The organism is Flavobacterium ranwuense (genome assembly GCF_004349315.1).
GTDB lineage: Bacteria > Bacteroidota > Bacteroidia > Flavobacteriales > Flavobacteriaceae > Flavobacterium > Flavobacterium ranwuense.
In genome coordinates this window covers 1-11,131 of the sequence record NZ_SMLH01000003.1, presented here as the reverse complement: position 1 = coordinate 11,131, position 11,131 = coordinate 1, and the positions used below count along the sequence as shown (strand labels likewise).

The window sequence follows — 11,131 nt, the reverse complement described above, 5'->3', positions numbered from 1 at the left end:
AATAGAAATTCCTGCTTTTTTGTGGAATTTTATACTTTGATTTTTACCACATATCCTTCGGAACCACGGATATTAAAAACTGTTCCATCCTCAAACAATAAATACTGTCCTTTTATTCCGGTTAGTTTTCCTTGAATTTGAGGTGTTTTATCTAAACTCAAACTGTTTACTTTATTTGGGTATTGTAAAACAGGATAATGCATCTCATACAAATCATTTTTTTGCGAATAGAAATATTCCTGAACCTCCGTTGGAATAAAATTTTCCACTTTCATCCGTTCTGCAACTAAGTCAATTTGTTCCACATTATTGGTCAACATTTTTCTCCAATTGGTTTTATCAGCATAATGATTTTTCAGCGCCACCTCCGTAATTCCGGCCAAGTATCGATTCGGAACTTCAACAATCGAAATGGCTTGGGTTGCGCCTTGATCTATCCATCGTGTAGGTACTTGTGTTTTTCTGGTCACTCCTACTTTGACTTCGCTGGACAAAGCCAAATACACAATATGCGGTTGCAATTGTACTTTTTCTTCATAAGCTAGATCTCTATCCTGAATCCCAAGATGGGCAGTACTTAACTCCGGTTTCATAATCCAATCCCCAACCGAGGCACTAGAATAGAAACAATCATAACAGCATCCCTGACGGAATATTTTTTTCTTCTTCCCGCAATTCAAACATTGATACCCCACAAAATTAATCTCAATACTTTTATTCAGTAACTGATTCACGTTTAAAAAGCTATTCTCAAAAACTAAATAATATTGAATTGGGTTTCCAAATTCGGTTTGCATTTTTGTAAGTACACCTTCGTATGTCATTTTAGATTGCAGATTTAAGATTGTAGATTGCAGCTAGCAAGACTACTCTTTTGAGTTAGAATATTTGATACAAATAGAATTGTTTTTTATAAAAAAACACTATTTTTGGTATTATTGCAAAGTTAGTATTTGTAAACCTATTTTCAAATCTAAAATCTGCAATCATAAATCTAAAATCCCAAATCTCCATGCCTTTAACCATAATCAATTCGTTTGCCTCCTGGGTTCTAAAACAAAGAATCCATCAGATCGAACTTTTCCTAAAATATCCCAATGAGGTTCAGGAAGAATTGCTTATGCATTTAATTCAGTCATCAAAAAACACAGTTTTAGGCAAGCAATATGATTATGCTTCGATACATTCCTATGCTACTTTTGCCGAAAGAATTCCTATTTCGACCTACGAAGAATTACAACCGTTGATTGAAAGAACCCGTATAGGTGAACAAAATGTTTTTTGGGAAACCCCTATAAAATGGTTTGCAAAATCTAGCGGAACTACAAACGCCAAAAGTAAATTTATTCCGGTAAGTAACGAAGCCCTGGAAGATTGTCATTATAAAGGGAGTAAGGATTTATTGTGTTTGTATTTAAACAACAACGAAGATTCAGAACTGTTTCTTGGAAAAAGTTTGCGTCTTGGCGGAAGTTCCCAAATCTATGAAGACAACAATACGTTCTTTGGAGATTTGTCTGCCATATTAATCGAAAATATGCCTATTTGGGCGGAGTTCAGCAGTACGCCAAGCAACAAAATTTCCCTTATGAGTGAATGGGAAACTAAAATTGCTGCGATTATAAACGAAACAAAAAACGAAAACGTAACCAGTTTTGCCGGAGTTCCTTCGTGGATGTTAGTTTTAATGAATAAAATGCTGGAAGAAACCGGAAAAGGAAATTTATTTGAACTTTGGCCTAATTTGGAAGTCTACTTTCACGGAGGTGTAAATTTCGAACCCTACCGAGAACAGTATAAAAAAATATTGCCTAAAAAAGAGTTTAAATATTACGAAATATACAATGCGTCCGAAGGCTTTTTTGCCATTCAGGATTTAAATAATTCCAGTGATTTATTATTGATGCTGGATTACGGAATTTTCTATGAATTTATTCCAATGGATACTTTTGGAACACTGGATCAAAAAGTAATTCGACTGGCAGATGTGGAACTTTTCAAAAATTATGCTTTGGTGATTACCACCAATTCCGGTTTGTGGCGCTATTTGATTGGTGATACCGTTCGTTTTACGTCATTAAATCCGTACCGAATTCGAGTTACGGGAAGAACCAAGCATCACATTAATGTTTTTGGTGAAGAATTGATGGTCGAAAATACCGATCAGGCTATTGCCAAAGCCTGTAAAATGACCCAAATGGAAGTAGTTGATTACACCGTTGCGCCTATATTTATGGATGGTAAAGAAAAAGGCGCCCATGAATGGATGATTGAATTCAAAGACAATCCGGCTGATCTATCGCAATTCCAGAAAGCATTGGATGAATCCATACAATCTTTAAATTCAGATTACGAAGCAAAGCGCTACAACAACATGACGTTAAATCCGTTAGTAATAAATGTAGCCCGGAAAAATTTGTTTTATGATTGGCTAAAAGGCAAGGACAAATTAGGTGGACAACACAAAATTCCTAGACTTTCTAACCAAAGAGATTATTTGGAACAACTGAAAAGCATGCAGTTTGAAATAATACAATAGACTAAAGATGAAAAACACCTTCTACATCTTGATTACACTAGTTGTACTGAGTTCCTGCGGACCGCATAGAATGAGTTGCGGCGCAAGAGGAATTTGTAAATCTCCCGAAAAACAAACACTGAAAAAACCTGAAAAAGTGTTTACCGTTAAAGTATAAAAAAAGCTATCCGAAAAGTAATTTAGGGACAGCCTATTTTATTATTATTATTATTATTATTATTATCATTATTGCACTATTTACTCCTCCTCCATCATATCAATATGCCTGTCGTGGTAGCCTAACAGGTATAAAACACCGTCGAGGCCTAAGCTGGAAATAGAACTTTCTGCTTTTTCTTTTACCGTAGGTTTGGCATGAAAAGCAATTCCTAAACCTGCCAAATTCAACATAGGCAAATCATTGGCACCATCACCCACCGCAATGGTTTGATTGATGTGAATCCCTTCTTTTTCTGCAATAGCTTTTAGATATTCTGCTTTCTTTTGACCATCAACAATTTCGCCTATATAGTTACCTGTCAATTTGCCGTCTATAATCTCTAATTCATTAGCGTGAACGTAATCAATCCCTAATTCCTTTTGTAAATAATGACCAAAATAAGTGAATCCTCCTGATAAAATAGCGGTTTTATATCCGTAATATTTTAAGGCCTTCATCAAGCGATGTGCTCCTTTTGTTATGGGCAGATTTTCAGCAACTGTTTGCAGCACATCTTCACTCAAGCCTTCTAACAAAGCCATGCGTTGTTTGAAGCTTTCGCTAAAATCAATTTCGCCATTCATAGCCGATTCAGTTATGGCTCTTACCTGCTCACCCACACCCGCTAATTCAGCCAATTCATCAATTACTTCCGTTTGAATTAAGGTAGAATCCATATCAAAGCACACCAAACGTCTGTTTCGTCTATACATATTGTCTTCTTGAAAAGAAATATCCACATCTAAGGTTCTGGAAATTTCCATAAAACTAGCCGTCATCAACGTTTTATCGACAATATTGCCAGTTACAGATAATTGTACGCAAGAACGAGGAAATTCTTCTTTTTCAATAATAGAAACCCTTCCCGTTAATCTTTTGATAGCGTCAATATTTAAATTTTGGTTCGATAATATTCTAGTTACAGCCGCCAATTGTACAGCCGTTAATGTTTCTCCCAAAACATTTATGATATAACGTTGTTTGCGTTGTGCTTTTACCCAAATTTCGTAATCGTCTATAGAAATCGGAATAAACTTAACTTTAACCCCCAATTCATACGCTTTAAACAATAAATCTTTTAAAACAGGCCCAGAAGAAGAACCCGCTTTTATTTCAAATAAAATACCTAAAGAGAGCGTGTCATGAATGTCTGCTTGTCCAATATCTAAAATAATGGCATCATAAGTCGCCAAGATGGATGTTAAACCAGCCGTTACACCCGGTTTGTCCTGACCGGAAACTTTTAATAAAATGACCTCTTTATCTTCTACTTGCATGCTATAATTATTTGATTTAGAATGGACAAAAATCGACAATCTGACGTTGATAAAAAAAAATAATGTTTCTTTTTTTAAACAATAACAAATAGTTTAAATTAACCATAAAAAAACCTGCTCAAATCAATGAACAGGTTTATATTTTTGAGAAAAACGCAATACACGAACAAATCAGGATTTGTTTTAATGATTATTATTTTTTCTCGTTTTCATCAAAATTTACCATCCAATTGATCCCAAATTTATCGGTAAACATTCCAAAATAAGCTCCCCAAAAAGTCTGGCTCATTGGCATCGTTACCGTTCCTCCTGCCGAAAGTCCGTTAAACAATTTATCGGCTTCTTCTTTGCTCTCGGTGTTGATTGAAACAGAAATATTTTGCCCAAATATCACTTCTTTACTTGACGAATTGTTGTCGCTTCCCATCAAGATTGTTCCTTTGCCGATTGGTAAACTAACATGCATGATTTTTTCACTATCTTCTTCAGAACCAGGTTCGCACCCCTCCGTATTTGGCGGAATGTCTTTGAATCTGCCAATATAAGAGAATTCTCCACCAAATACAGATTGGTAAAACAGAAATGCTTCTTCGCAATTTCCATTAAAAACTAAGTACGGATTAATTGATGCCATAATTGTAATTTAAATTAATAATTTGATTATTTTTCTGAGAGTTTCTTTAGCATATCTAACCCTTTTGGAAATGTGGTTTTGAAATAATCGACATACTTTTCGACTGAATCCATTTTAACCTCTAAAACAGTCAGACCATTATTTTCGGTTAATCGATAGGTTTCCATAGCACCTGTCCATTCTTGCGTTTTAGGATCAATAGGCATTTCTACAAAATTCTTCAATTCGCTTATGTGTTTGAAAGCGATGTATTCATTTGGTATTTTCTTGTAAATAATGCTATTCATTCCGTCCCCATTTGGAGATAAAAAATGAATTTTACTGCCTTCTTTCCAATCACTTACCGCATAAGTCCCTTCACAAAAAACGGATGTCCATTGTTTGTATGTCTCTTCATTCCATAAAATGTCCCAAACTTTTTCTTTTGGAGCATTGATCTCAATTTTAAATTCCAGTGTTGTCATTTTGTTTGTTTTTTTTTAGATTAACTTAAACCCTACTGCTTTGGCACTTTACTAAAATCCATATATAACATATTCCAGCGATGTCCGTCTAAGTCTGCAAAACCACAACCGTACATCCAACCTTGAATTTCGGCTGGTTTGGCGAAAACTATACCTCCTGCTTCTTCTACTTTCTTTGCGAATTCATCCACTTCTTCTCTACTTTCAGCATCAATTGAAATTAATACTTCAGAACTTGATTGCGTATCTGTAATTTTATTTTGCACAAAACTTTCAAACATCGATTCCTCAAAAAGCATGACCGCAAAATTAGTAGCTCCAACTGACAGGCATGTTGAATGCGGAGTAGCGTATTGTTCATTAAAAGAAAAACCTATTTTAGCGAAAAACGCTTTTGATTTCGCCACCTCTTTTACCGGTAAATTAAGCCATATTTGCTTTGTCATTTTGTTTGTTTTTAAAGGGTTGAATTTTCTACGTATTTTTTAAAGTTATCTAAAATTGCCTGCCAACCTTGTTGTTGCAAGGCTTCGGAATTTTCTGTTTCTGGGTCAAAAGATTCTGTTACTTTTACATTGTCTCCCCGGTTTTCAAATATAATCTCTACATGTCTTCCATCAGCCATTTTGTATTTTATACTGGAGTTTTTTTCCACCTCAGTATATTCTCCTTCAAAATCAAAACTCATGCTCCCATCTTTTGCCGCCATGGTAGATTTAAATTTTCCACCTACTTTTAAATCATTTTCCGCAAAAGGGGTATGCCAATCTTCGGAAGCATTATTCCATTTTGTAATGTGTTTGGGAGCTGTCCACAATTCCCAGACTTTTTCAACAGAAGCGTTTATCGTATTTTGTACCGTTATCATTTCAAGTTCCCTTTTAAAATTTTCGACTATAAATTTACAAATTATTTAAAATCAGCTACATATAAATACTAAAAAAAAATAGTTTAAACCCAAATTCCGCATTAGAAATCTACTGCATCTAAATTCTTCTTCATAACCAAGCACTTACTCCAATTTTTAAAATCGAAAGACAAAAGTATTCCTTCTTTAAAAATTGTCCGTGAGCACTTGTTTTTATTGAATGATTTAGCTTCGTCACGAAGTCTAATGCAGAATCTGGGTTTAAAAAAAAGCTGAAAATAATCCATAAAAAAACCTGCTCAATTGAATGAACAGGTTTACTATTTTAGAAAAGATTAAAAATTAATCTTTATCAGAACTCAAATTACGATGCTATTTCCAAACGTTTCAATAAATTTTTATTCAAGGTTTCTTTTGCATAATCCACGTCAATTTCTAATGTTTTAGTATCAGAACTTGGCAATTCATACATCGCATCAGTTAAGATGGCCTCGCATAACGAACGCAATCCACGAGCTCCTAATTTATATTCTAATGCTTTATCAACAATAAAATCCAAAGCTTCATTTGTAATGGTGAATTCTACGTCATCCATTAGAAACAATTTCTCATATTGCTTGATTAACGCATTTTTAGGTTGCGTCAATATCGCACGCAAGGTTTCTCTGTCTAAAGGATCCATATGTGTTAATACTGGCAAACGACCAATAATCTCTGGAATCAATCCAAAATCTTTGATGTCTTTTGGAATAATGTATTGCAACAAATTGTCTTTGTCGATGTTATCCACATTTTTAGAAGTAGAATAACCCACGGCTTGACGGTTCAATCGTTTTGAAATAATTCTTTCGATTCCATCAAAAGCACCACCGGCGATAAACAAAATATTTTGTGTATTGACCTCAACAAATTTTTGGTCCGGGTGTTTGCGTCCTCCTTTTGGTGGCACATTCACAACGGTTCCTTCCAATAATTTCAATAATGCTTGTTGCACACCTTCACCAGAAACGTCACGCGTAATAGACGGATTGTCACTTTTACGTGCAATTTTATCTATTTCGTCAATGAATACAATGCCGCGTTCTGCTTTCGCAACATCATAATCTGCAGCTTGTAAAAGACGTGTCAAAATACTTTCGACATCTTCCCCCACATAACCTGCTTCCGTAAGAACTGTCGCATCAACAATAGCCAAAGGCACATCCAACATTTTTGCAATGGTTTTAGCCACCAACGTTTTTCCTGTTCCTGTTTGTCCCACCATGATGATGTTACTTTTTTCGATCTCAACCTCATCGTCTAATTGCTGTTGCATCAAACGTTTGTAGTGATTGTAAACCGCAACCGACATTACTTTTTTAGTTTGGTCCTGTCCAATAACATATTGATCCAAGAACGCTCTGATTTCTTTTGGTTTTTTCAAAATCAAATCTCCAACCAGTTTTGAACTTCCGCCGGATTTTAATTCTTCTAAAACAATTCCGTGTGCCTGTTCGATACATTTATCACAAATATGTGCATTGATACCAGCAATCAATAAATTGGTTTCTGGCTTCTTTCTTCCACAAAACGAACACTCTAATACTACTTTTGCCATTCTTTTAGTCTAATGTCATAAAGTCAAAAGTCGTAAAGTCTAAGCAATGCTTTTGACTTTATGACTTTTGACTTTCGACTAATAATTTATCCTCTTATTAAAACCTCATCAATCATTCCGTATGCTTTTGCTTCTTCGGCAATCATCCAATAATCACGCTCACTGTCCGTATGAACCTTATCGAAAGTTTGTCCGGAGTGATGCGAGATAATTTTGTACAACTCATCTTTCAGTTTCAACATTTCGCGTAAGTTGATTTCCATATCCGTAGCAACTCCTTGCGCTCCACCTGATGGTTGGTGAATCATTACTCTTGAATGTGGCAAAGCCGAACGTTTTCCTGCAGCACCTGCACACAACAGCACCGCTCCCATAGAAGCTGCCATTCCGGTACAGATAGTTGCTACATCCGGTTTGATGTATTGCATCGTGTCATAAATCCCCAATCCTGCGTAAACGCTTCCTCCTGGAGAATTCAAATAAATCTGAATATCCTTTGAAGCATCGGCGCTTTCAAGGAACAACAACTGTGCTTGAACGATGTTTGCGATTTGGTCATCAATTCCTGTTCCAAGGAATATAATTCTGTCCATCATCAGCCTGGAGAAAACGTCTAATTGTGAAATATTCAACTGACGTTCTTCGATGATATATGGAGTCATGTTTTTAGGAGTCATTGCGCCTACGATTTTATCGTAATACATCGAGTTTACGCCGTGGTCCTTTGTAGCAAATTTTTTAAATTCTTTACCGTAGTTCATATTTTTTTGTTCTAAGTTTTACGTAATATCTTGTGATTCGATTTAATGCAAAGGTCATACCTATTTCCAAATAATGTCAATATGTCTTATTTTTAGCCCAGATGGGAGTAAAAAGCTTTTTGAATTTCGTTTTTTAGTTTTTTTATTCTTGCAAAGCGACTGGAAGAAGCTCTTGCAGGAATTTAAAAAACTGAAACGGATGAAAAAACTTGTAACGTACAGCTGGATTGGCTCCCGCAACTAATTGAAACAAAAGAGCGTCAAAAAATATTTTTTCTGACGCTCAAATATAACTATTTTTTATTGTTTAGTATCTGTAATAAAATCATAAAATTTTAATAATCACTTGCGCTCTTAGGGCTTTTGACTTTTGACTTTACGAGAGTACAGACTCCTATTTATTCTCCGTATGAAGCGGCAATAAATTCGTCGTACGTTACTTCTTTAGTTGTAGGATTTGCTTTCTCTTTGAACAATTCCAATAATTTTTCCGCAACAACTTGGTCAGAAAGTCTTTTTACTTCGTCTTGGTTAGACAAAACTCTTGCAACAATTCCTTGAACTTCTTCGTCAGTAGGATTTGTTTGCCCGAACTGCGCCATTTGTTGACGGATATTTTTTGTAGTGAATGTTTTCAAATCTTCGAAAGTGATTTTGATATCAGATTGAGCCATTGCTCTACCTTCGATCAATTGAAAACGCAATCCTTTTTCAGAACGTGCATACTCAACTTCAGCTTCTTCAGGAGACAATTTCTTCTCACCAACAGTCTGCAACCATTTTTTCAAGAATTCAGAAGGTAAATCGAATTTTGTACTTTCGATCAAAAACTCCGTAACATCACCTAATAATTTTTGGTCTGCTTGTTGTGCAAATTGAGTTTCAGCATCTTCTTTGATTTTTGCTTTCAATTCTTCTAGTGAAGAAACAGTTCCAGCTCCAAACAATTTATCAAACAATTCTTGATTCAATTCAGCCAATTCAGCAGTATTGATCGCTTCGATTGTGAAGTTTACATCAACATCTAAACCGTGAACGTCATCATGACTTACTTTCATCACGTCCATCAATTGATGATCGTCTTCAAATAAACCTTTCGTATTTACAGTCACTACATCACCTGCTTTTTTACCAATGAATAAATCAAAAGTCGCTTTGTCTTTGAAAAGATCAGCAGCAATAGTGGTAGCGTTATTAATTCCTTTTTCTTCGTTAGTGAATGTTCCTGTTACATCTGAATCTGCAGCAACAACCTCTTGAGGAATTGCTTTTCCAAATTGTTTTTGGATTCTTTCCACTTGACCTTCGATTAATTTAGCATCAGCAGTAACCACATATTTTACAATGTCGTTTTTAGCATCTAAGTCTAAAGTGAAGTTTGGAACCAATCCAATTTCATATTCAAAAACCAATTCTTCAGCATCCCAAGAAAAATCTTCGTTTACTTTAGCAAGTGGTGTTCCAAGAAGGTTTAATCTTTCTGATTGTACGAAACGCTCCAAAGCCAAATCAACAACTTTCTGAACTTCTTCTTGCTTAATCCCTTTACCGTATTGTTTTTCAACAAGATCTTTAGGCACCGCTCCTTTTCTAAATCCCTTAACAGTTGCCAAAGGCATTTTTTCGTTTATTCTTTTTGCAACTTGTCCTTTGTAATCCATGTGAACAACAGTCATTACAATTGTTTCATTCACAGCGTCTATTGCTACTCTTTTGATATCCATCTTCTTCTTTAATTTACATAATAAAATTGGGTTGCAAAATTATAAAATTTTTGCAACCCAAACAAGTATTTTACCATTTTGAATTTTAGGCAGTCATTTGACAAAATCATAGGCCAGAAAAGGAAAATTATTTGAGCGTGTCCCACCAGATTGCTTCGTCGTTCCTCCTCGCAACTACGGGTCAGGCTGTACGTTACAAACGAAGTTCACTGAACTCCGCTAAAAATTAAAAATATTGTGAAGTAATCTTTTATTGCGCTTCGCTTCATAAAAGGATTTTCACTTCCATCCTTCACGCGGCTTAAAGTATTCAACAATAAAAACCTCTTTGATCATTTGTAATAATTTATTTATATATTTGAAATTAAATATTGTGTGATAATTATCACACCTATCTACCCAAATTTGGGTCGCTTTGTGTGATTTTGTCACACATATAAACGAGTTAGCGGTTATTTCACAGTGGAATCAAGACAATGGAGGAAAACGAAGATAAAAAGGAAATATATTTTAACCGTGTTTATGACAATATCAAAAATATTGGTTATCATACAACCGCAATAATGGAAGAAGAAAACTTCACTCCTTTTGCGTACTCAACGGGAATATTTGAAAACTTTAAAATACCTGAATTATTCATTTCAGGACTTGGACCAAATCTATCAGGGGAACTAATTAAAAACTATGCAGAAAAATTTAAATTCGGAAAAGTACCTCTAAATGAAAGACTTGATGATTTAAGCGAAAAATTTCCTGTGTACTTAATAAAAGTTAGCAATCAAGACTTGACCGAATATACTCTAACTTCAATTAAATTTTATGAAAACCGTGATTACGAATATTTGCAACTCGTTTTTCCAGACTTAAATGGAAATTTTCCAAATGAAACTAACTATGATTACGACCAAAAAATAATTGGAGAATTCGAAACTTAATAAAGAAACAACCGCTAACAGCCACTACAACGGATTTGGGCAATTGGCTTAATGGAAAGTTGGTTTTGTATTTGGGATGATTTAGCAAATCCGAAGAATGGGCTTAATTTAGTCCCAAACCCGCTGTAGTGCC

12 protein-coding genes are annotated in these 11,131 nt (G+C 35.0%); 3 read left to right on the top strand and 9 right to left on the bottom strand.

Going from position 1 to position 11,131, the window contains the following annotated elements:
- Nucleotides 1-29 precede the first annotated feature (29 nt).
- Entirely contained in the window at nucleotides 30-824 is a 795-nt protein-coding gene (locus E0I61_RS06610) for a DUF2797 domain-containing protein (RefSeq protein WP_131991684.1), read from the bottom strand.
- Between the two features lie 188 nt (nucleotides 825-1,012).
- On the opposite strand from E0I61_RS06610, the gene E0I61_RS06605 reads away from it, so the two are divergent.
- A complete protein-coding gene (locus E0I61_RS06605) occupies nucleotides 1,013-2,539 on the top strand; it encodes a GH3 auxin-responsive promoter family protein (RefSeq protein ID WP_132070248.1) in 1,527 nt (508 codons plus the stop codon).
- Nucleotides 2,540-2,546: 7 nt separating this feature from the next.
- Nucleotides 2,547-2,696 (top strand): hypothetical protein, encoded by a 150-nt coding sequence (locus E0I61_RS16260; protein WP_165930187.1) that lies wholly within the window; start codon nucleotides 2,547-2,549, stop codon nucleotides 2,694-2,696.
- A gap of 80 nt (nucleotides 2,697-2,776) precedes the next feature.
- Here E0I61_RS16260 and serB read toward each other — a convergent pair whose 3' ends face one another.
- The 8 genes from serB to E0I61_RS06565 all read right to left on the bottom strand — a co-directional run bounded on the left by serB (nucleotide 2,777) and on the right by E0I61_RS06565 (nucleotide 10,063).
- Nucleotides 2,777-4,015, bottom strand: a complete 1,239-nt coding sequence (serB, locus tag E0I61_RS06600) for a phosphoserine phosphatase SerB (protein ID WP_131991678.1) — start codon at nucleotides 4,013-4,015, stop codon at nucleotides 2,777-2,779.
- Between the two features lie 193 nt (nucleotides 4,016-4,208).
- A complete protein-coding gene (locus E0I61_RS06595) occupies nucleotides 4,209-4,649 on the bottom strand; it encodes a VOC family protein (RefSeq protein ID WP_132070247.1) in 441 nt (146 codons plus the stop codon).
- 26 nt (nucleotides 4,650-4,675) lie between these two features.
- Nucleotides 4,676-5,113, bottom strand: coding sequence for an SRPBCC family protein (locus E0I61_RS06590; protein ID WP_132070246.1), 438 nt, complete (start codon nucleotides 5,111-5,113; stop codon nucleotides 4,676-4,678).
- 32 nt (nucleotides 5,114-5,145) lie between these two features.
- Complete coding sequence (locus tag E0I61_RS06585) at nucleotides 5,146-5,559, bottom strand: VOC family protein (RefSeq protein ID WP_131991669.1); 414 nt, start codon at nucleotides 5,557-5,559, stop codon at nucleotides 5,146-5,148.
- A gap of 11 nt (nucleotides 5,560-5,570) precedes the next feature.
- Entirely contained in the window at nucleotides 5,571-5,981 is a 411-nt protein-coding gene (locus tag E0I61_RS06580) for an SRPBCC family protein (RefSeq protein WP_132070245.1), read from the bottom strand.
- A 364-nt stretch (nucleotides 5,982-6,345) separates the two neighbouring features.
- Complete coding sequence (gene clpX / locus E0I61_RS06575) at nucleotides 6,346-7,578, bottom strand: ATP-dependent Clp protease ATP-binding subunit ClpX (protein WP_131991663.1); 1,233 nt, start codon at nucleotides 7,576-7,578, stop codon at nucleotides 6,346-6,348.
- 86 nt (nucleotides 7,579-7,664) lie between these two features.
- A complete protein-coding gene (gene clpP, locus E0I61_RS06570; RefSeq protein WP_073351820.1) occupies nucleotides 7,665-8,339 on the bottom strand; it encodes an ATP-dependent Clp endopeptidase proteolytic subunit ClpP in 675 nt (224 codons plus the stop codon).
- 398 nt (nucleotides 8,340-8,737) lie between these two features.
- Nucleotides 8,738-10,063 carry a trigger factor gene (locus E0I61_RS06565; RefSeq protein ID WP_131991660.1) on the bottom strand — a complete coding sequence of 442 codons (1,326 nt, stop codon included), beginning with the start codon at nucleotides 10,061-10,063 and terminating at the stop codon, nucleotides 8,738-8,740.
- 476 nt (nucleotides 10,064-10,539) lie between these two features.
- Here E0I61_RS06565 and E0I61_RS06560 point away from each other — a divergent pair, with 476 nt between their 5' ends.
- Nucleotides 10,540-10,998, top strand: coding sequence for a DUF4262 domain-containing protein (locus E0I61_RS06560; protein ID WP_132070244.1), 459 nt, complete (start codon nucleotides 10,540-10,542; stop codon nucleotides 10,996-10,998).
- Nucleotides 10,999-11,131 lie beyond the last annotated feature (133 nt).

What these genes read in the sequence shown, in the direction of transcription:
- clpP (WP_073351820.1), bottom strand. Translation starts at nt 8,339, where the DNA reads ATGAACTACGGTAAAGAATTTAAAAAATTTGCTACAAAGGACCACGGC.
- E0I61_RS06610 (WP_131991684.1), bottom strand. Translation starts at nt 824, where the DNA reads ATGACATACGAAGGTGTACTTACAAAAATGCAAACCGAATTTGGAAAC.
- E0I61_RS06560 (WP_132070244.1), top strand. Translation starts at nt 10,540, where the DNA reads ATGGAGGAAAACGAAGATAAAAAGGAAATATATTTTAACCGTGTTTAT.
- serB (WP_131991678.1), bottom strand. Translation starts at nt 4,015, where the DNA reads ATGCAAGTAGAAGATAAAGAGGTCATTTTATTAAAAGTTTCCGGTCAG.
- E0I61_RS06595 (WP_132070247.1), bottom strand. Translation starts at nt 4,649, where the DNA reads ATGGCATCAATTAATCCGTACTTAGTTTTTAATGGAAATTGCGAAGAA.
- E0I61_RS06565 (WP_131991660.1), bottom strand. Translation starts at nt 10,063, where the DNA reads ATGGATATCAAAAGAGTAGCAATAGACGCTGTGAATGAAACAATTGTA.
- E0I61_RS06585 (WP_131991669.1), bottom strand. Translation starts at nt 5,559, where the DNA reads ATGACAAAGCAAATATGGCTTAATTTACCGGTAAAAGAGGTGGCGAAA.
- E0I61_RS16260 (WP_165930187.1), top strand. Translation starts at nt 2,547, where the DNA reads ATGAAAAACACCTTCTACATCTTGATTACACTAGTTGTACTGAGTTCC.
- clpX (WP_131991663.1), bottom strand. Translation starts at nt 7,578, where the DNA reads ATGGCAAAAGTAGTATTAGAGTGTTCGTTTTGTGGAAGAAAGAAGCCA.
- E0I61_RS06590 (WP_132070246.1), bottom strand. Translation starts at nt 5,113, where the DNA reads ATGACAACACTGGAATTTAAAATTGAGATCAATGCTCCAAAAGAAAAA.
- E0I61_RS06580 (WP_132070245.1), bottom strand. Translation starts at nt 5,981, where the DNA reads ATGATAACGGTACAAAATACGATAAACGCTTCTGTTGAAAAAGTCTGG.
- E0I61_RS06605 (WP_132070248.1), top strand. Translation starts at nt 1,013, where the DNA reads ATGCCTTTAACCATAATCAATTCGTTTGCCTCCTGGGTTCTAAAACAA.